Raw genomic sequence first — 18,102 nt, forward strand, 5'->3', positions numbered from 1 at the left:
CCCATGTCTGTTGTTGCACTCGCCCCCGGCTACACCGGCACCGTCGCGGACAGCGAAGACCGCTTCCACGGCAACCGCCTTCTCTACATCGGCTGGGACGACCACCTGCTGTTCTGCTCGCCCGTGTGCCTGCCGCTGCCCGCGACCATGCCCTTCGGCGCGCTCCTGAGCGAGGTGCTGCCCGGCGTCTACGGCAGCCATCCCGACTTCGAGAAGCTCGATTGGGGGCAAGCCCAGTGGCTCGACTCGGGCAAGCCCTTCGTGCCCGATCCGGCGAAGTCGCTGGCCGACAACGGCCTGGTCCACAAGTCCGTGATCCGCTTCCGGGTGCCCGGCCTCAAGGGCATCAAGGGCTCGCACAGCTGAAGCCGCGAGGACCAACGCCATGAGCTTCCAGATCATGATCGAGCCGCTCGGACAAGGCGTCGCCGCCCGCGACGGCCAGACGGTATTGGACGCCTGCCTGCGCGCCGGCGTCTGGCTGCCGCACGCCTGCGGCCACGGCGTCTGCGGCACCTGCAAGGTGCAGGTGCTCGAAGGCGAATGCGAGCACGGCGAGGCCTCGAACTTCGCGCTGATGGATTTCGAACGCGACGAAGGCAAGATCCTCGCCTGCTGCGCCACGGCGCAGGCCGACCTCGTGATCGAGGCCGAGATCGACGAAGACCCCGACGCGCAGTTCCTGCCGCTCGAGGACTTCGACGCCGAGCTGGTCGAGGCCCGCATGCTGACGCCGACGATCCGCGGGCTCTGGCTGCGCACCGCCAAGCCTGCTGCGTTCCAAGCCGGCCAGTACCTGATGCTGCATGTGCCCGGCGTCGAGGGCGAGCGGGCTTTTTCGATCGCCAATGCACCGCATGAGGACCTGATCGAGCTGCACATCCGCCGCGTGCCTCAGGGCCGCGCCACGGGCTGGCTGCACGACGAGTTGCAGGTCGGCCAGACGCTGCGCTTCACGGCGCCGAACGGCCGCTTCTTCGTTCGCAAGTCGGCGCGCCTGCCGATGATCTTCGTGGCCGGCGGCTCGGGCCTGTCGAGCCCCAAGGCCATGGTGCTCGACCTCCTGAACGAGGGCTGCGAACTCCCGATCACCCTGATCCAGGGCGCGCGCAACCGCGAAGAGCTGTACTTCAGCGAAGTCTTCGAGGCGCTCGCGGAACGCCATCCGAACTTCAGCTACGTGCCGGTGCTGTCCGACCTGGCACCGGAAGCCGATTGGAGCGGCGCACGCGGCTACGCCCACGAGGCGCTGAAGGCGCACTTCGCGAACGACTTCCGCGGCCACAAGGCCTATCTGTGCGGACCGCCGCCGATGACCGAGGCCTGCATCGCGACCCTGATGCAGGGCCGGCTGTTCGAGCGCGACATCTACACCGAGAAGTTCTTCACCGCCGCCGATGCCGCCACCGCCGCGCCGCGCAGCCCGCTTTTCAAGGCGCTCTGAGATGACCGCGACACCGTGCTTCTCGATCGCCATCGGCAACACGAGCGAACGCTATGCCTGCCGCGGCGACCAGACCCTGCTCGGCGGCATGGAGCAGCTCGGCCGCAAGGGCATACCGGTCGGCTGCCGCGGCGGCGGCTGCGGCATCTGCAAGGTGCGCATCGAAGCCGGCCGCACGCGCTGCGAGCGCATGAGCCGCAGCCACATCAGCGCCGACGAGGAGGCCGAAGGCTACGTGCTGGCCTGCCGCGCCTATCCGCAAAGCGACCTGCAACTGCTGGCGGTCGCCCGGATGGCGCGCTGCATCGAGCGGCATCTCGCCGACGCTACCCGTTCCCCCACCTGAACTTCAACCACCGAAGGAGACTCACCATGGCACTCACTGGCGTACTGCGACCGGGCCACGTTCAATTGCGCGTGCTCGACCTGGAAGCGGCCATCAAGCACTACCGCGACGTTCTCGGCCTGATCGAGACCGCGCGCGATGCGCAAGGCCGCATCTACTTCAAGGCCTGGGACGAGCACGACCACCACAGCGTGGTGCTGCGCGAGGCCGACACGGCCGGCATGGACTTCATGGGCTTCCGGGTCGACTCCCCCGCCACGCTCGAGAAGCTGGCGGCCGACCTCGAGGCCAGCGGCCTGGCGACCGACATGCAATGGATCGCCGCCGGCGAGCACCTGCGGACCGGCAAGCGCTTCCGCTTCACGGTGCCCACCGGCCATGCGATCGAGCTCTTCGCCGAGAAGGAGAAGGTCGGCAACGGCATGCCCTACGAGAACCCCGAGATCTCCCCCGACGATCTCAAGGGCATGGCGCCCTCGCGCTTCGACCACTGTCTGCTGTACGGCGACGACCTCGACGGCACGATGAAGCTCTTCACCGAGGTGCTGGGCTTCAACCTAGCCGAGAGCGTGGTGGCCGGGCCGGAGCGGATGGCGATCGCCGCCTTCCTGACCTGCTCGACCAAGCCGCACGACATCGCCTTCATCCGCCACCCGGAGAAGAACAAGTTCCACCACGCGTCCTTCCTGCTGGACAACTGGGGCGAGGTGCTGAAGGCGGCCGACATCATCACCAAGAAGCGCGTCTCGCTGGACATCGGGCCGACGCGGCACGGCATCACGCGCGGCGAGACGATCTACTTCTTCGACCCGAGCGGCAACCGCAACGAGGTCTTCTCGGGCGGCTACGTGTTCTATCCGGACAAGCCGCCGCTGACCTGGACCGACGACGAACTCGGGCGCGCGATCTTCTATCACGACCGCAAGCTCAACGAGAACTTCCTTTCGGTGGTGACCTGAGGGGCCGGACGTGAAGCATTTCCTCAACTTCATCGGCGGCGAATTCGTCGCCACCTCGAAGACCTTCGACAACCGCGCGCCGGCCGACAACCGGCTGCTCGGCCGCGTCCACGAGGCTGGTGCGGCCGAGGTCGACGCCGCCGTGCGCGCTGCCCGAGCGGCGCTGCAAGGCGAGTGGGGTCGCATGAGCGTGGGCCGCAGGATCGAGCTGCTGCACGCCGTGGCCGACGAGATCAACCGCCGCTTCGACGACTTCCTGCAGGCCGAGATGGCCGACACCGGCAAGCCGCATTCGCTGGCCTCGCACATCGACATCCCGCGCGGCGCCGCCAACTTCAAGGTGTTCGCGGACATCGTCAAGAACGTGCCGACCGAGACCTTCGAGACCGCCACGCCCGACGGCGGCCAGGCACTCAACTACGCGATCCGCTCGCCGCTGGGCGTGATCGGCGTGGTCTGCCCGTGGAACCTGCCGCTGCTGCTCATGACCTGGAAGGTCGGACCGGCGCTGGCCTGCGGCAACACGGTGGTCGTCAAGCCCTCGGAAGAGACGCCGGCCACCGCCACCCTGCTCGGCGAAGTGATGAACGCGGTCGGCATCCCGCCCGGCGTCTACAACGTGGTGCACGGCTTCGGGCCGCAGTCGGCCGGCGAGTTCCTGACCACGCATCCGGGCGTCGACGGCATCACCTTCACGGGCGAGACGCGCACCGGCGAGGCCATCATGGCCGCGGCGGCGAAGGGCGTGCGGCCGGTGTCCTTCGAACTCGGCGGCAAGAACGCCGGGCTGGTGTTCGCCGACGCCGACTTCGACAAGGCGGTGGCCGGCATCGCGCGCTCGGCCTTCGAGAACTGCGGCCAGGTGTGCCTGGGCACCGAGCGCGTCTATGTGCAGCGGCCGATCTTCGAGCGCTTCGTCTCCGCGTTGAAGGCCAGGGCCGAGGCGCTGAAGCCCGGGCCCTCCGAAGAAGCCGGCGTGAACCTCGGCCCGCTGATCTCGCGCGAGCACCAGCAGAAGGTGCTGTCGTACTACCAGAAGGCCAGGGACGAGGGCGCCACCGTGGTCACCGGCGGCGGCGTTCCGCAGATGACCGGCGCGCTGGCCGAAGGCCACTGGGTGCAGCCGACCATCTGGACCGGCCTGCCCGAGAGCGCCGCGGTCATCCGCGAGGAGATCTTCGGCCCGTGCTGCCACATCGCGCCCTTCGACACCGAGGAAGAAGCCATCGCGCTGGCCAACGCCACCGACTACGGCCTCGCCACCACGGTGTGGACCGAGAACCTTGGGCGGGCGCACCGCGTCGCGCGGCAGGTGGAGGTCGGCATCTGCTGGATCAACAGCTGGTTCCTGCGCGACCTGCGGACCGCCTTCGGCGGCGCCAAGGCCTCGGGGATCGGCCGCGAGGGCGGCGTCCATTCGCTCGAGTTCTATACCGAGTTGCGCAATGTCTGCATCAAGCTGTGAGGAGCGAACGGCCATGAGCCATCCGGAGATCGGCCTGCGGGTGCGCACCGGGGCCTTCGACACCAACGTTCACGACCTGGGGCAGGGCGCGCCGGCGCTCTTCATCCACGGCTCGGGCCCGGGTGTCAGCGCCTGGGCCAACTGGCGGCTGGCGCTGCCGGTACTGGCGCAGACGCGGCGGGCCATCGCGCCCGACATGGCGGGTTTCGGCTACACCGAGCGCCCGCCGGGCATCGCCTACACGATGGACACCTGGGTGCAGCAGGCGATCGACCTGCTCGATGCGCTGGACGTGGAGCGCGCCGACGTGGTGGGCAACTCGTTCGGCGGCGCGCTGTCGCTGGCGCTCGCGATCCGCGCGCCGCACCGGGTACGCCGGCTGGTCCTGATGGGCAGCGTCGGCGTGCCTTTCGCGATCACGCCGGGGCTGGATGCCGTGTGGGGCTACACGCCCTCGTTCGAGAACATGCGCCGCATCATGGACGTGTTCGCCCATGACCGCGCGCTGGTCACGGACGAGCTCGCTCAGCTGCGCTACGAGGCCAGCATCCAGCCAGGCTTCCAGGAATCCTTCGGCGCGATGTTCCCGGCGCCGCGCCAGCGCTGGGTCGACGCCATGGCGAGCCCGGAGGCAGCCATCCGCGCATTGCCGCACGAGACGCTGGTGATCCACGGCCGCGAGGACCAGGTGATTCCGCTCGCCACCTCGCTGACCCTGGCCGACTGGATTCCGAACAGCCAGCTGCACGTGTTCGGCCGCTGCGGCCACTGGACGCAGATCGAGCACGGTGCCCGCTTTGCGCGGCTGGTCGGCGATTTCCTCGCCGAGGCCGATTGATTCATCCCATCTACACGAGATGCCCACCATGGACACCCCGCTCATCCACCAGCTCGGCGACGAGCTCTACACCGCGCTGCGCGACCGCCAGGTCGTGGAGCCGCTCACCAGCCGCCACGAGGCCATCACCATCGAGGACGCCTACCACGTGCAGCAGCGCATGATCGCGCGCCGGCTCGACGTCGGCGAGCGCATCGTCGGCAAGAAGATCGGCGTCACCTCGCGCGCCGTGATGAACATGCTCGGCGTCTTCCAGCCCGACTTCGGCTATCTCCTGGACGGCATGATCGTCGGCGAAGGGGAGTCGATCGACACGCGGACCCTGATCCAGCCCAAGGCCGAGGGCGAGATCGCCTTCATCCTGAAGCGCGACCTGATGGGTCCGGGCATCGGCAACGCCGACGTGCTGGCCGCCACCGAATGCGTCATGCCCTGCTTCGAGATCGTCGATTCGCGCATCCGCGACTGGAAGATCAGGATTGCCGACACCGTGGCCGACAACGCCTCCTGCGGCGTCTTCGTGCTCGGCGACAGTGCCGTCGATCCGCGCCGGGTTGACCTGGGCACCTGCGGGATGGTGCTCGAGAAGAACGGCGAGATCGTCGCCACCGGCGCCGGCGCCGCCGCCCTCGGCTCGCCGGTCAATGCCGTCGCCTGGCTCGCCAACACGCTCGGCCGGCTCGGCATCGGACTGAAGGCCGGCGAGGTCGTGCTGTCGGGTGCGCTGGCCGCGATGTTCCCGGCCGCGGCCGGCGACAACTTCCGCGTTTCGATCGGCGGCCTGGGCGGCTGCTCGGTTCGCTTCCATTGAAGGACATCCACCCATGAAGAAGATCAAGTGCGCCCTCATCGGGCCCGGCAACATCGGCACCGACCTGCTGGCCAAGCTGCAGCGCAGCCCGCTGCTCGAACCCGTCTGGATGGTCGGCATCGACCCCGCGTCCGACGGGTTGCAGCGGGCCCGCGAGATGGGGCTCAAGACCACCGCCGACGGCGTCGACGGCCTGCTGCCGCACGTGGAGGCCGACGACATCCGGATCGCCTTCGACGCCACCAGCGCCTACGTGCATGCCGAGAACTCGCGCAAGCTCAATGCGCTCGGCGTGCGGATGATCGACCTTACGCCGGCGGCGATCGGGCCGTTCTGCGTGCCCTCGGTCAACCTGAAGGACCCGCTGCGCGACGCGCCGATGAACGTCAACATGGTCACCTGCGGCGGCCAGGCCACGATCCCGATGGTGGCCGCCGTGTCGCAGGTGCAGGCCGTGGCCTACGGCGAGATCGTCGCCACCGTGGCCAGCCGCTCGGTCGGCCCCGGCACGCGCAGGAACATCGACGAGTTCACGCGCACCACGGCCGGCGCGGTGGAGCAGGTCGGCGGCGCCGCCAGGGGCAAGGCGATCATCATCGTCAACCCCGCCGAGCCGCCGCTGATCATGCGCGACACCGTGCATTGCCTGACCGAGGACGCGCCCGACCAGGCGGCCATCACGGCGTCGGTGCACCGGATGATCGCCGAGGTGCAGAAGTACGTGCCGGGCTACAAGCTGGTGAACGGACCGGTGTTCGAAGGCAGGCGCGTGTCGATCTACCTCGAAGTCGAAGGCCTGGGCGACTACCTGCCGAAGTACGCGGGCAACCTCGACATCATGACCGCCGCCGCGGCACGCACGGCGGAATTGTTCGCCGAGTCGATGCTGGCCGGCCAACTTCAACCCGAAGCCGTTGCGGCATAGGAGGCACCATGACTCTCAAGGGCAGAAAGATCACCGTCCACGACATGACGCTGCGCGACGGCATGCACCCCAAGCGCCACCTGATGACGCTCGACCAGATGCGCCACATCGCCACCGGCCTCGACGAAGCGGGCGTGCCGCTGATGGAGGTGACGCACGGCGACGGGCTGGGCGGCAGCTCGGTCAACTACGGTTTTCCGGCGCACAGCGACGAGGACTACCTCGGCGCTGTGATCCCGCTGATGAAGAACGCGAAGGTCTCGGCCCTGCTGATTCCGGGCATCGGCACCGTCGACCACTTGCGCATGGCGCACGGGATCGGCGTGCACACGGTGCGTGTCGCCACCCATTGCACCGAGGCCGACGTCTCCGAGCAGCACATCGCGATGGCGCGCAAGCTCGGGCTCGACACGGTGGGCTTCCTCATGATGGCGCACATGGCCAGTCCCGCGACGCTGGCGAGCCAGGCACTGCTGATGGAAAGCTATGGCGCCAACTGCATCTACGTGACCGACTCCGCCGGCCACATGCTTCCCGAGGACGTGAAGGCGCGCATTGCCGCGGTGCGCGCGGCCTTGAAGCCTTCGACCGAACTCGGCTTCCACGGCCACCACAACCTGGCGATGGGCGTGGCCAATTCCATCGCTGCGGTCGAAGCCGGCGCCAACCGCATCGACGCCGCGGCCGCCGGGCTCGGCGCCGGTGCGGGCAACACGCCGATGGAGGTCTTCGTCGCCGTCTGCGACCGCATGGGCATCGAGACCGGCGTCGACGTGTTCCGCATCCAGGACGTCGCCGAAGACCGCGTGGTTCCGATCATGGACCATGTCATCCGGGTCGACCGCGACTCGCTGACCCTGGGCTACGCGGGCGTGTACTCGTCCTTCCTGCTGTTCGCCAAGCGCGCCGAGGCCAAGTACGGCGTGCCGGCGCGCGAGATCCTGGTCGAGCTCGGGCGCCGCGGCATGGTCGGCGGCCAGGAAGACATGATCGAAGACACGGCGATGACGCTCGCCCGGGCGCGCAGCGCCATGCAGGAGGTGGCCGCATGAAGCTCGACCTCGACACCATCGCCGCGCTGGCCGAGCACCTGGAGGGCTGCGAACTCGGCGCCAAGGACACGCCGAAGATCACCGACGAGTATCCCGAGATGGACTGGGACGACGCCTATGCGATCCAGAACGAGATCCGCCGGCGCAAGATCGCCCGCGGCCATCGCATCATCGGGCTCAAGGCCGGCCTGACCTCGCACGCCAAGATGAAACAGATGGGCGTGACCACGCCGGTGTTCGGCTTCATGGCCGACAGCTACGCGGTGCCCGAAGGCGGCGAATGCCGCATGGCCGAGCTGATCCATCCCAAGGTCGAGCCCGAGATCGCCTTAGTCACCCGCGCGCCGCTGAGGGGGCCGGGCTGCCATATCGGCGCGGTGCTCGCCGCGACCGACTTCGTGCTGCCCGGCATCGAGGTCATCGACAGCCGCTACCGCGACTTCAAGTTCGACCTGAAGAGCGTGGTCGCCGACAACACCTCCGCCTCGCGCTTCGTGGTCGGCGGGCGGCCGCGGCCGGCGGCCGAGGTCGACCTGCGCACGGTCGGCATCGTGCTGGAGAAGAACGGCGAGCCGGTGGCTTTCGGCGCCGGCGCAGCGGTGCTGGGACACCCGGCGGCGGCGATCGCGATGCTGGCGAATCACCTCGGCGCACGCGGTGAGGAGATCCCTGCCGGCACCCTGATCCTGTCGGGCGGCATCACCGAGGCGGTGGCGGTGAAGGCCGGCGATTCGGTCACTCTCAGGGTGCAGGGCATGGGCAGCGTCGGCCTGCGCTTCGCCTGAAGGAGACAGCCATGCCATTTGCACAGATCTATCTCATCGAAGGCCGGAGCGAGGAGCAGAAGCGGGCGCTGATCGAAAAGGTCACGCACGCGATCGTCGAGGCGGTCGGCGCGCCCAGGGAGAACGTGCGGGTCTGGCTGCACGACGTGCCGAAGGAGAACTGGGGCATCGCGGGGGTCAGCGCGAAGGACCTCGGGCGCTAGCAGCAAGCTGCCGCCCTCCCTCCGCCAGAAATTTCTGTTTTCCCGGGGGAGGCGGGTCCAGGGCGGCGGCTTCGTGTCGATCTCGGCCAGAATTCCGTGATGCGAATTTGGCTTGTCGGATGGTGGGTTGCCCTGACGATGCCCGTGTGGGCGGCGCAGGGGCTGGGCATGGGATACGAGCCGAAGTACCCGGACTCCTTCAAGCATTTCGACTACGTCAATCCCGACGCGCCCAAGGGCGGGCACCTGACGCTTTCAGCGAGCGGTAGCTTCGACAAGCTCAATCCGTTCACGCTCAAGGGAACGCCCCCGGCCGGCATGGGTTACAGCAGCAACGGCTTCGTGTTCGCGGAGTACGGCCTGGTCTTCGATTCATTGATGACGCCCAGCGAAGACGAGCCTTTTTCGAACTATGGGCTGCTGGCGGAAGACGTGCTCGTCGCTCCTGACCAGATGAGCGTGACTTTCCGCCTGAACCCCAAGGCCCGCTTCTCGGACAATACGCCCGTGCTGGCGCAAGACGTGAAGCACTCCTTCGATACCTTGATGAGCCAGCAGGCCGGCCCGACCTTTCGTTCCTACTGGAGCGACATCAAGGCGGCTGTCGTGATCGACGATCGCAGGATTCGTTTCGAGTTCAAGCGCCGGAATTCAGAGCTGCACATGATCATCGGGCAGATGCCCGTGTTCTCCCGAGCCTGGGGTCGGGGCAAGCCCTTCGATCAGGTCGTCGACGAGCCACCCGTGGCGAGCGGGCCCTACGTCGTCGACAAGGTGGATCCGGGCAAGTCCATCTCCTACCGGCGGCGACCGGACTACTGGGCCGCCGATCTTCCGGTTCGCAAGGGGATGTTCAACTTCGACAAGGTCAGCTATCAGTACTTCAGGGATCGACTCGGGGAGGAAGAGTCGATCAAGGTGGGCGCGCTCGACGCCCTCGAAGAGACATCGATCACTGCCTGGGTTCGTCGCTACAAGGGCCGCCGTTTCGACTCCGGCGAAATCGTCAAGACCGAGATCTCGCACCGCCGCTTCACGGGCATGCGGGGCTTGGCAGTGAACCTGCGCCAGCCCCGCTTCGCCGATATCCGGGTGCGGCAGGCGTTGGCGCTGGCCTTCGACTTCGACTGGCTGAACCAGCGTCTTTTCTATGGGCGCAGAGCTCGGACCATGAGCTACTTCCAGAACAGCGACGACCTGATGGCAAGGCCGGAGCTCGGCCCGGACGAGCGGGCGCTGATCGCGCGGCTGGTGCACAGGCAGGACTATCTCAGGATCGTGCAGGGGCCATTGCCTCGGCCCGCTGCGACCGGTGACACGCCCGAGGGGCTGCGACGCAACCTGGTCGAAGCGCAGGCGCTGCTGAAGGCGGCGGGTTGGTCCTACCGGGACGGCGCGCTGCGCGACGGCGACGGCAAGCCATTCGTGATCGAGATCGACATCGCGGACCGCAGTTCGGAACCCGTGCTGGCGCCCTACGCGAGAAACCTGGGCAAGCTCGGGATCTCGCTGCAGTATCGGCTTCGTGATGCCGCCCTGATCAAGAAGAGGCTCGACGACTTCGACTTCGACATGGCCCTCCAGATCCTGGGCGGCTCATCGAGTCCCGGCAACGAGCTCTACGACGACCTTGGCTCGAAGTCCGCGGCCGAGAGGGGAAGTCAGAACTTCAGCGGGATCAGCGATCCGGTGATCGATGAACTCATCGACATCATCGTCAAGAGCCCTGACCGCGCATCCCTTGCAACGGCCGTCCGGCTGCTCGACAGGTTCTTGCTCCATCAGCACTACGTGGTCCCCCTGTACTACGGCAAGCAGTACTACATGGTCCACAAGCGCAACCTGCGGCGCCCCGATGCCGAGTTGCCGCAGCGCCTGCTGGCGGGCTCTGCGTTGCTGACGACGTGGTGGATGGACCCGCCGAAGATTGGTGAGCGGGATTGACCTTCTTCTGCGGCACCACTCACCCCGGATAGAGCCGCGCCGTCAGCTTGGCGCTCGCCTTTCGCAGCGTCGGCAGGAAGGCATCCCGGAACTCGATGAGTTCCATCCGCTCCGACCGCACCGCGATGCTCATGCCGGCCACCGTCGCGCCATCGCGGTCCAGCACCGGCACCGCCATCGAGCGCACGCCGAGTTCGAGTTCGCCGTCGCTGCCGGCATAGCCTTCGTCGCGGCAGCGGTCCACCAAGGCCAGCACCGCATCGGCCTCGAACACCGTGCGCGGCGTCAGGGCGCGACGCGGCATCGCGTGCACACGGCGCTCGGCCTCGCCGGACGGCAGGCTGGCCAGCAGCACCCGACCGAGCGCCGAGCAGTACGCCGGCAGCCGCGACCCGATGCCCAGGCCGATGCTGAGGCTGCGCCGCGCGGTCGAGCGCGCGATGATGATCGCGTCGTCCTCCAGCAAGGTGCCGAGCGATGCGGATTCGCGCGTGCGCTCCGACAGCGCATCGAGCAGCGGCTGCGCCAGCGACGGCGTGGGGCGCGACGCCAGGTAGGCATGCGCGACCAGCAGCACCTTGGGCAGCAGCCAGAAGCGCTTGCCGTCGCTGTCGAGATAGCCCAGGGCGCGCAGGGTCAGCAGCGAGCGCCGCGCCGAGGCCGGCGAGCCGCCCGTGAGCCGCGCCACCTCGGACACGGTGAGCCGGCTGTGCTGGCGGCCGAAACAGGTCAGGACCTCCATCCCTTTTTGCAGCGAGGCCACGAAGTTCTTGTCCACGGCCTCTGGGGCGGATGTGCCGCCAACGTCATTTTTGCGCATAGCGCAAATCTAGCTTGTTTGGCTTGCGCTGTATCAAGACACTTGGGCCTCCCCCGATGAACGACTGACACGGAGATACCGAGACATGATCAAACCCTTCGCCCGGCGCCTGGGCGCGGCCTGCCTGGCCGCCGCCTTCCTGGCCGGCGGCGCCGCAGCACAGCCCGGCAAACCCCTGAGAATCGTGGTTCCCTTCCCGGCCGGCGGCACCGCCGACATTCTTCCGCGCGTGGTGGCCGCGAAGCTGCGCGACAGCTTCCCTGCCGGCGTCGTGATCGAGAACCGCACCGGCGCCGGCGGCAACATCGGCGCCGAGTCGGTCTTCAATGCAACGCCCGATGGCGAGACGCTGCTGGCGTCGCCACCGGCGCCGATCGCGATCAACCAGCATCTCTACCGCAAGCTGAGCTTCGATCCCGCGAAATGGGTGCCGGTCACGATGATCGCCACCGTGCCCAACGTGCTCGTGGTGAACCCCAAGCTGCCGGTCCGCAGCGTGCCCGAACTGATCGCCTACCTGAAGGCGAACCCCGGCAAGCTCAGCTACGGCTCGCAAGGCAACGGCACCACCTCGCACCTGACCGCCAGCATGTTCATGCAGCTGACCGGAACCGACATGGTCCATGTCCCGTACAAGGGCACGGCGCCGGCGCTGGTCGACCTGGTCGGCGGACAGATCGACGTCTTCTTCGACAACCTGAGCTCGTCGCTGCCGTTCCACCAGAGCGGCAGGCTGCGCATCCTCGCGATCGCCGACGAGCAGCGCGCGCAGGTCCTGCCCGACGTCCCCACTTTCGCCGAGCAGAAGCTGCCGGCCATGAACGCCGTGACCTGGTTCGCACTCGTGGCGCCGCCCGGCACCCCCGTCGCCAAGGTGCAGGCGACGCAGAGGGCCTTTGCCGATGCGCTCGCGCTGCCGGACGTCAAGCGGCAGTTCGCCGAGCAGGGCGCAGAGCCGCGCGGCTGGGACAGCGCCCGGACCGGACAGTTCATCCAGGCCGAGTCGGCCAAGTGGGCCAAGGTCATCAAGAACGCCAACGTCACCCTGGACTGACACCATGACGCAAGACACTCAACCGATCCACTGGGCCGGCCCCGGCCTCACGCGCATTCCGTTCGCGCTCTACAGCGACGCGCAAACCGGTGCCGACGAGCAGGCACGCATCTTCCGCGGCGAGGTCTGGAACTACCTGTGCCTCGAAGCCGAACTGCCCGATAGCGGCAGCTACCGCACCACCTTCGCGGGCGAAACGCCCGTGGTGGTGGTGCGCGACGGCGACGGCGAGATCTATGCCTTCGAGAACCGCTGCGCGCACCGCGGCGCGCTGATCGCGCTCGAGAAGTCCGGCCGCGCCGAGAACTTCCAGTGCGTCTACCACGCCTGGAGCTACAGCCGCCAGGGCGATCTCACGGGCATCGCCTTCGAGCAGGGCGTCAAGGGGCAGGGCGGCATGCCGGCCGGCTTCTGCAAGGAGGAACACGGCCCGCGCAAGCTGCGCATCGCGACCTTCTGCGGCCTGGTCTTCGGCAGCTTCAGCGAAGACGTGCCGGGCATCGAGGAGTACCTCGGCGACGAGATCTGCCAGCGCATCGAGCGCGTGCTGCACAAGCCGGTCGAGGTCATCGGCCGCTTCACGCAGGCGCTGCCGAACAACTGGAAGCTCTATGTGGAGAACGTCAAGGACAGCTACCACGCGAGCCTGCTGCACCTGTTCTTCACCACCTTCGAACTCAACCGCCTGTCGCAGAAGGGCGGCGTGATCGTCGACGAGAGCGGCGGCCACCACGTGAGCTATTCGATGATCGATCCGGCGGCCGAGAAGGACGCCTCGTACAAGGAGCAAGCCCTGCGCTCGGACAACGACCGCTACCGGCTCAAGGATCCGAGCCTGCTGGCCGGCTTCACCGAGTACGGCGACGGCGTGACTTTGCAGATCCTCTCGGTCTTCCCCGGCTTCGTGCTGCAGCAGATTCAGAACTGCCTCGCGGTGCGCCAGGTGCTGCCCAAGGGCGTGGAGCGCACCGAGCTCAACTGGACCTACCTGGGCTACGCCGACGACACGCCTGAGCAGCGCAAGGTGCGGCTCAAGCAGTCGAACCTGATCGGTCCGGCCGGCTTCATCTCGATGGAGGACGGTGCGGTCGGCGGCTTCGTGCAGCGCGGCATCGCCGGCGCGCGCGACCACGATGCGGTCGTCGAGATGGGCGGCGACAGCACCGTCTCCAGCGAGGGACGCGCCACCGAAGCCTCGGTGCGAGGCTTCTGGAAAGCCTATCGCCACCACATGCGCGCCTGACCCGCAGAGGAAGAACACGATGATCGACTTGCTGGCGCTCTGCGCCTTCCATGCCGCCTACGCCGACGCCATCGACAGCGATGCACTCGAGCAGTGGCCCGACTTCTTCGCCGAAGACGCCGACTACCGCATCACGCACATCGAGAACGAGCGCGAGGGCCTGCCCGCCGGCATCGTCTACGCCGACTCGCGCGCGATGCTCGAAGACCGCATCGCGGCCCTGCGCGAGGCCAACATCTACGAGCGGCAGCGCTATCGCCATATCCTCGGCATGCCGCTGCTGCTGAAGTCCGAGGGCGAGCAGGCAGAGGCCCGCACCCCCTTCCTGGTGGCGCGCATCATGGCGAGCGGCCAGACGGAGGTGTTCGCCACCGGCGTCTACCAGGACCGCTTCGTGCGGCGGGACGGGCGGTTGCTGTTGCAGTCGCGCGTGGCCATCTGCGACAGCACGGTGACCGACACGCTGCTCGCGTTGCCGCTGTGAACGCGAGCACGAATGCGCCGCCGCGCCGCCTGGCGCTGGCGGCTGGCGATCCCAACGGCATCGGCCCCGAGATCGCGCTCAAGGCCCTGGCGGCGCTGCCGGCCGAAGCACGCGCCGGCATCACCCTGTACGGCCCCGTCGCCGTGCTGGAGCGCACGGCCGCGGCACTCGGCTGCAGCGCGCTGCTGGGCGAACTGCGCATCGTCGATGCCGGGCAACTGCCGGCCGAGGCTGCCCGGCCCGGCCGCATCGACGCCGCGGCGGGCGCCTCGGCCGTGGCATCGGCGAGCGCGGCGATCGAGGCCTGCCGGCGCGGCGAAGCCGACGCGGTGATCGCCTGCCCGCATCACGAGATCGCGATCCATCGGGCCGGCATCGCCTTCAGCGGCTATCCGTCGCTGGTCGCGCGCGTCTGCACCGTGCCGGAGGATTCGGTGTTCCTGATGCTGGTCGGCGGCGGGCTGCGGATCGTGCATGCGACCCTGCACGAGAGCGTGCGCAGCGCGCTCGGCCGGCTGACGCCCGCGTTGGTGGCAGCGGCTGTGCGCGCAGGTGCGCGGGCCTGTGCAGTGCTTGGCGTTCCCGCACCTTCGATCGGCGTGTTCGGCATCAACCCGCATGCCTCCGAAGGTGGCCTGTTCGGCGCCGAAGATGCCGCCATCGTCGAACCCGCGGTGCGCATGCTGCGGACCGAAGGCCTGCGCGTCGACGGCCCTGCGGGCGCCGACATGCTGCTGACGCAGCGCCGGCACGATCTCTACGTGGCGATGCTGCACGACCAGGGCCACATCCCGATCAAGCTGCTGGCGCCGAACGCGGCCAGCGCGCTCAGCATCGGCGCCGACGTGCTCCTGTCGAGCGTGGGCCACGGCAGCGCGATGGACATCGCCGGCCGGGGCATCGCCGATTGCACGGCACTGCTGCGAACCATTGCGCTGTTGTCGGGCGCGCCGCAACCACCGCTCACCAGAGATTGAAGCCATGACCCATTGCGTGACCATTGCCGGCAGCGACATCGCATTCGACTGTGCCGACGCCGAATCCGTGCTCGATGCCGCGCTGCGCGCCGGCATCGAGCTGCCCTATTCGTGCCGCAAGGGCGTGTGCGGCAACTGTGCCGGGCGGGTCGAAGCCGGCGAGGTCGAGGGCCTGGCCGGCGCTTCGATGCGCAACGAGGCCTGCCTGCCGGACCAGTTGCTTTTCTGCATGTGCGCGCCGCGCACCGACCTGGCGATCGCGCCGGTCTCGTGGCGCCGCGTCGACCCGGCGGCGCGCAAGCGCTTCCAGGCCAAGGTGTTCCGTAACCAGCTCGTGGCACCCGATGTCTCGGTGCTGCAGCTGCGCCTGCCGGCAGGGCAGCGCGCCAAGTTCCACGCCGGGCAGTACCTGCAGGTCGACGTCGGCAACGGCACGACCCGGTGCTACTCGATGGCCAACGCGCCGCACGAGAGCGACGCGCTGACGCTGCATATCCGCCACGTGCCGGACGGCGCCTTCAGCGCCCGCGTGCCGGGCCTGCAGCAGGGCGATCTGCTGGACATCGAACTGCCCTTCGGCGCGGTCACGCTCGACAGCGCCTCTGCGCGTCCGATCGTCTTCGTCGCCGGTGGCACCGGCTTCGCGCCGGTCAAGTCCCTGATCGACGACATGGCCAAGCGCCGGGTCGTGCGGCCGATCACGCTGATCTGGGGCGCGCGCCGGGCCGAAGGCCTCTACCTGCGACCGGCCGTGGCCCGGTGGCAGCGCCAGTGGCCGGACTTCCGTTTCGTCGCCGCGCTGAGCGACGGCGCGGCCGAGGAGGGCGATGACGCCTTCGCGGGCCGGGTCGACGCGGCGCTGGCCGCACACTGCCCGGACCTCGCGGGGCACGAGGTCTATGCCTGCGGTTCGCCGGCCATGGTCCACGCGGTGCGCGAGATGGCGGTGGGGCGCTGCGGCCTCGAGGCGGCCGGCTTCCATGCGGACTTGTTCGTGGAAGGGCCCGCCATGCAGACGACGGCATCGGGCGCGCCAACGCCGGCCTGACCATGGGCGGGCGGTAGCATCCCTCTCATGGGTTCGATCCACCGCCTGCTGGCCGACGCCGTGCTGCTGCTGCACGGGCTGTTCATCCTGTTCGCCGTCCTCGGTGGCCTGGGCGTGTGGCGCTGGCCGCGGCTCGCGTGGCTTCACCTGCCGGCGGCCGCCTGGGCCGGCTGGGTGGTGTCGGCCGGCTGGACCTGTCCGCTGACGCCGCTCGAGAACCGCTTGCGCCGCAGTGCCGGCGAAGCGGGCTATGGCGGCGGCTTCATCGAGCACTACCTGCTCGGCCTGATCTATCCCGAAGGCCTGACGCGGCCGGTTCAGATCGGGCTGGGGGCGGGTGTGCTGCTGTTCAATGCGGTGCTCTACGGCTGGCTCCTTGCTCGCCGGATCCGGGCGCCCCGCGCGCCCGTCCCATGAACCAGCCCGACCAGGCTCAGCGCCGAGCCGTCCCCAGCAGCGCAAGCAGCGCCAGCAGGACCACGCCGCTGCCGAACTCGTACGCCGTCACGACGATGTTGCCCTGGTGCGCAACGTCGTACCCCGCCACCATCGCGGGCAGCCCCATCGCCAGGTAGGCGATCACGAACAGCACGGAGAGGACGCCGGCCCGCTCCTGGGGCGCGATCAGCAGGACCACGCTGCGCAGCGCGCCCTGGAAGCCGGTTCCGAAACCCAGCCCCGCGACCGCGCTGCCGAGCAGGAACAGCAGCACCGAATGCTGCGCGATCGCAGTCATCACCAGGGCCATGCCGGCGATCAGGGCGAAGGCGCCGAGCCGCACCAGCGCCGTGGGCGAGGCTTCGCGGATCAGATACACGGCGAGTGCGCCGCTGCCGGCCAGCACGAAGAGCGCGAATCCGCCGAGCAGGATCGAGGTCGTGCCCGCGAAACTGCGGATCAGCGTCGGCCCGAGCGATGCGTAGAAGCCGGCCATCGCCCAGACCGCGACCAGCGCGGGGGCCGCCAGCAGCAACGGTCCCCGCACCGCGAGCGGAACCGCCAGCCGTGGCCTGAGCGAAGCCCATGCGCCCGGCCGCACGGGGGCCGTCTCTTCCATGAAGAACACCGCGGCGCCCTGCAGCACGAAGATGCTGCCGAGGAGCGCGTAGACCAGGTGCATCGGCGCCGGCAGGTACTGGATCATCAGCCCCGCGAGCAGGCCGCCGGCCGCCGTGCCCATCATCGGCGCGACCGAGTTCGCGATCGCACCCCGGCCCTTGTCGATGTCGAGCAGGCCGGCGCCCGCCGCCGCGATCGCGGCGCCGGCCGAGAGACCCTGGACCACGCGCGCCAGCAGCAGGTCGGGCAGTCCGTCGGCGGTGGCGAAGACCAGCATGCTCACGGCCTGCGCCGCAGCGGCGGCGATCAGGATCGGCCGGCGCCCGACGTGGTCCGACAGCCGGCCGCCGACCAGCAGCGCCGACAGCACCGCCAGCGCGTAGATCCCGAAGGCCAAGGTCAGCATCGTGGCCGAGAAGCCCCATTGATTCTGGTAGATCGCATAGAAGGGCGTCGGCGCGCTCGATCCCGCGAGAAAACCCAGCGTCATCGACGCCTGCAGAAGGAAGGCCGCATTCGGCGAGAGGCGGCGGCGCGGCGGCGCAGGCGCTGCGAGGGCGGTCGGGCAGAGGGAGGTCATGGACGTGCTCCGGAAATTCAAGAAACCATACAGACCGATCTGTCTGGTGATTGCAGTGTACAGAC

20 protein-coding genes are annotated in these 18,102 nt (G+C 68.6%); 18 read left to right on the forward strand and 2 right to left on the reverse strand.

What is annotated here, in order from left to right; genetic code table 11:
• The first annotated feature begins 3 nt into the window (after positions 1 to 3).
• The 12 genes from QZH52_RS23080 to QZH52_RS23135 all read left to right on the forward strand — a co-directional run bounded on the left by QZH52_RS23080 (position 4) and on the right by QZH52_RS23135 (position 10,772).
• Complete coding sequence (locus tag QZH52_RS23080; protein ID WP_301812888.1) at positions 4 to 366, forward strand: phenol hydroxylase subunit P4; 363 nt, start codon at positions 4 to 6, stop codon at positions 364 to 366.
• 19 nt (positions 367 to 385) lie between these two features.
• Entirely contained in the window at positions 386 to 1,444 is a 1,059-nt protein-coding gene (locus tag QZH52_RS23085) for an NADH:ubiquinone reductase (Na(+)-transporting) subunit F (RefSeq protein WP_301812889.1), read from the forward strand.
• Between the two features lies 1 nt (position 1,445).
• Positions 1,446 to 1,790: a 2Fe-2S iron-sulfur cluster binding domain-containing protein gene (locus QZH52_RS23090; RefSeq protein WP_286373634.1), complete on the forward strand. Its 345-nt coding sequence runs from the start codon at positions 1,446 to 1,448 to the stop codon at positions 1,788 to 1,790.
• 26 nt (positions 1,791 to 1,816) lie between these two features.
• The gene (locus QZH52_RS23095; protein WP_286536814.1) at positions 1,817 to 2,749 is read left to right on the forward strand and encodes a catechol 2,3-dioxygenase; all 933 of its coding nucleotides are present in this window, start codon (positions 1,817 to 1,819) and stop codon (positions 2,747 to 2,749) included.
• 10 nt (positions 2,750 to 2,759) lie between these two features.
• Positions 2,760 to 4,214: a 2-hydroxymuconic semialdehyde dehydrogenase gene (locus QZH52_RS23100; protein WP_286536815.1), complete on the forward strand. Its 1,455-nt coding sequence runs from the start codon at positions 2,760 to 2,762 to the stop codon at positions 4,212 to 4,214.
• A 13-nt stretch (positions 4,215 to 4,227) separates the two neighbouring features.
• Entirely contained in the window at positions 4,228 to 5,052 is an 825-nt protein-coding gene (locus QZH52_RS23105) for an alpha/beta fold hydrolase (RefSeq protein WP_301812890.1), read from the forward strand.
• A gap of 28 nt (positions 5,053 to 5,080) precedes the next feature.
• Complete coding sequence (gene dmpE / locus QZH52_RS23110) at positions 5,081 to 5,863, forward strand: 2-oxopent-4-enoate hydratase (RefSeq protein ID WP_301812891.1); 783 nt, start codon at positions 5,081 to 5,083, stop codon at positions 5,861 to 5,863.
• Between the two features lie 13 nt (positions 5,864 to 5,876).
• Positions 5,877 to 6,788, forward strand: a complete 912-nt coding sequence (locus QZH52_RS23115) for an acetaldehyde dehydrogenase (acetylating) (RefSeq protein WP_301812892.1) — start codon at positions 5,877 to 5,879, stop codon at positions 6,786 to 6,788.
• 8 nt (positions 6,789 to 6,796) lie between these two features.
• Positions 6,797 to 7,840, forward strand: coding sequence for a 4-hydroxy-2-oxovalerate aldolase (dmpG, locus tag QZH52_RS23120; protein ID WP_301812893.1), 1,044 nt, complete (start codon positions 6,797 to 6,799; stop codon positions 7,838 to 7,840).
• Positions 7,837 to 8,625 carry a 2-oxo-3-hexenedioate decarboxylase gene (gene dmpH / locus QZH52_RS23125; RefSeq protein ID WP_301812894.1) on the forward strand — a complete coding sequence of 263 codons (789 nt, stop codon included), beginning with the start codon at positions 7,837 to 7,839 and terminating at the stop codon, positions 8,623 to 8,625. The genes dmpG and dmpH overlap by 4 nt, the downstream gene beginning before the upstream one ends.
• 11 nt (positions 8,626 to 8,636) lie before the next feature.
• Positions 8,637 to 8,828, forward strand: coding sequence for a 2-hydroxymuconate tautomerase (gene thmT, locus QZH52_RS23130; protein WP_286536821.1), 192 nt, complete (start codon positions 8,637 to 8,639; stop codon positions 8,826 to 8,828).
• A 99-nt stretch (positions 8,829 to 8,927) separates the two neighbouring features.
• Positions 8,928 to 10,772: an extracellular solute-binding protein gene (locus QZH52_RS23135; RefSeq protein WP_301812895.1), complete on the forward strand. Its 1,845-nt coding sequence runs from the start codon at positions 8,928 to 8,930 to the stop codon at positions 10,770 to 10,772.
• Positions 10,773 to 10,791: 19 nt separating this feature from the next.
• Here the strand turns inward: QZH52_RS23135 and QZH52_RS23140 are convergent, their stop codons facing one another.
• A complete protein-coding gene (locus QZH52_RS23140) occupies positions 10,792 to 11,550 on the reverse strand; it encodes an IclR family transcriptional regulator domain-containing protein (RefSeq protein ID WP_301812896.1) in 759 nt (252 codons plus the stop codon).
• A gap of 127 nt (positions 11,551 to 11,677) precedes the next feature.
• Between QZH52_RS23140 and QZH52_RS23145 the strand changes: the two genes are divergently transcribed.
• From QZH52_RS23145 to QZH52_RS23170, 6 genes are read left to right on the forward strand one after another with little or no spacing between them, the layout of a single operon-like run.
• Positions 11,678 to 12,646 carry a Bug family tripartite tricarboxylate transporter substrate binding protein gene (locus QZH52_RS23145; RefSeq protein WP_301812897.1) on the forward strand — a complete coding sequence of 323 codons (969 nt, stop codon included), beginning with the start codon at positions 11,678 to 11,680 and terminating at the stop codon, positions 12,644 to 12,646.
• A 4-nt stretch (positions 12,647 to 12,650) separates the two neighbouring features.
• Complete coding sequence (locus QZH52_RS23150) at positions 12,651 to 13,889, forward strand: aromatic ring-hydroxylating dioxygenase subunit alpha (protein WP_301812898.1); 1,239 nt, start codon at positions 12,651 to 12,653, stop codon at positions 13,887 to 13,889.
• 19 nt (positions 13,890 to 13,908) lie between these two features.
• Positions 13,909 to 14,373 carry an aromatic-ring-hydroxylating dioxygenase subunit beta gene (locus tag QZH52_RS23155; protein WP_301812899.1) on the forward strand — a complete coding sequence of 155 codons (465 nt, stop codon included), beginning with the start codon at positions 13,909 to 13,911 and terminating at the stop codon, positions 14,371 to 14,373.
• The gene (locus QZH52_RS23160) at positions 14,370 to 15,350 is read left to right on the forward strand and encodes a PdxA family dehydrogenase (RefSeq protein ID WP_301812900.1); all 981 of its coding nucleotides are present in this window, start codon (positions 14,370 to 14,372) and stop codon (positions 15,348 to 15,350) included. The genes QZH52_RS23155 and QZH52_RS23160 overlap by 4 nt, the downstream gene beginning before the upstream one ends.
• A 4-nt stretch (positions 15,351 to 15,354) precedes the next feature.
• The gene (locus tag QZH52_RS23165; RefSeq protein ID WP_301812901.1) at positions 15,355 to 16,398 is read left to right on the forward strand and encodes a 2Fe-2S iron-sulfur cluster-binding protein; all 1,044 of its coding nucleotides are present in this window, start codon (positions 15,355 to 15,357) and stop codon (positions 16,396 to 16,398) included.
• 27 nt (positions 16,399 to 16,425) lie between these two features.
• Entirely contained in the window at positions 16,426 to 16,815 is a 390-nt protein-coding gene (locus QZH52_RS23170; protein ID WP_301812902.1) for a DUF2784 domain-containing protein, read from the forward strand.
• A 16-nt stretch (positions 16,816 to 16,831) separates the two neighbouring features.
• Here the strand turns inward: QZH52_RS23170 and QZH52_RS23175 are convergent, their stop codons facing one another.
• Complete coding sequence (locus tag QZH52_RS23175) at positions 16,832 to 18,037, reverse strand: MFS transporter (protein ID WP_301812903.1); 1,206 nt, start codon at positions 18,035 to 18,037, stop codon at positions 16,832 to 16,834.
• Between the last annotated feature and the right edge of the window lie 65 nt (positions 18,038 to 18,102).

The sequence above is a fragment of the Variovorax ginsengisoli genome, assembly GCF_030486595.1.
Classification (GTDB): domain Bacteria; phylum Pseudomonadota; class Gammaproteobacteria; order Burkholderiales; family Burkholderiaceae_C; genus Variovorax; species Variovorax ginsengisoli_B.

Excerpts from the sequence above, each read along its gene's own strand:
- QZH52_RS23080 (WP_301812888.1), top strand. The coding sequence starts at position 4 with ATGTCTGTTGTTGCACTCGCCCCCGGCTACACCGGCACCGTCGCGGAC.
- QZH52_RS23085 (WP_301812889.1), top strand. The coding sequence starts at position 386 with ATGAGCTTCCAGATCATGATCGAGCCGCTCGGACAAGGCGTCGCCGCC.
- QZH52_RS23090 (WP_286373634.1), top strand. The coding sequence starts at position 1,446 with ATGACCGCGACACCGTGCTTCTCGATCGCCATCGGCAACACGAGCGAA.
- QZH52_RS23095 (WP_286536814.1), top strand. The coding sequence starts at position 1,817 with ATGGCACTCACTGGCGTACTGCGACCGGGCCACGTTCAATTGCGCGTG.
- QZH52_RS23105 (WP_301812890.1), top strand. The coding sequence starts at position 4,228 with ATGAGCCATCCGGAGATCGGCCTGCGGGTGCGCACCGGGGCCTTCGAC.
- dmpE (WP_301812891.1), top strand. The coding sequence starts at position 5,081 with ATGGACACCCCGCTCATCCACCAGCTCGGCGACGAGCTCTACACCGCG.
- QZH52_RS23115 (WP_301812892.1), top strand. The coding sequence starts at position 5,877 with ATGAAGAAGATCAAGTGCGCCCTCATCGGGCCCGGCAACATCGGCACC.
- dmpG (WP_301812893.1), top strand. The coding sequence starts at position 6,797 with ATGACTCTCAAGGGCAGAAAGATCACCGTCCACGACATGACGCTGCGC.
- dmpH (WP_301812894.1), top strand. The coding sequence starts at position 7,837 with ATGAAGCTCGACCTCGACACCATCGCCGCGCTGGCCGAGCACCTGGAG.
- thmT (WP_286536821.1), top strand. The coding sequence starts at position 8,637 with ATGCCATTTGCACAGATCTATCTCATCGAAGGCCGGAGCGAGGAGCAG.
- QZH52_RS23135 (WP_301812895.1), top strand. The coding sequence starts at position 8,928 with ATGCGAATTTGGCTTGTCGGATGGTGGGTTGCCCTGACGATGCCCGTG.
- QZH52_RS23145 (WP_301812897.1), top strand. The coding sequence starts at position 11,678 with ATGATCAAACCCTTCGCCCGGCGCCTGGGCGCGGCCTGCCTGGCCGCC.
- QZH52_RS23150 (WP_301812898.1), top strand. The coding sequence starts at position 12,651 with ATGACGCAAGACACTCAACCGATCCACTGGGCCGGCCCCGGCCTCACG.
- QZH52_RS23155 (WP_301812899.1), top strand. The coding sequence starts at position 13,909 with ATGATCGACTTGCTGGCGCTCTGCGCCTTCCATGCCGCCTACGCCGAC.
- QZH52_RS23165 (WP_301812901.1), top strand. The coding sequence starts at position 15,355 with ATGACCCATTGCGTGACCATTGCCGGCAGCGACATCGCATTCGACTGT.
- QZH52_RS23170 (WP_301812902.1), top strand. The coding sequence starts at position 16,426 with ATGGGTTCGATCCACCGCCTGCTGGCCGACGCCGTGCTGCTGCTGCAC.
- QZH52_RS23175 (WP_301812903.1), bottom strand. The coding sequence starts at position 18,037 with ATGACCTCCCTCTGCCCGACCGCCCTCGCAGCGCCTGCGCCGCCGCGC.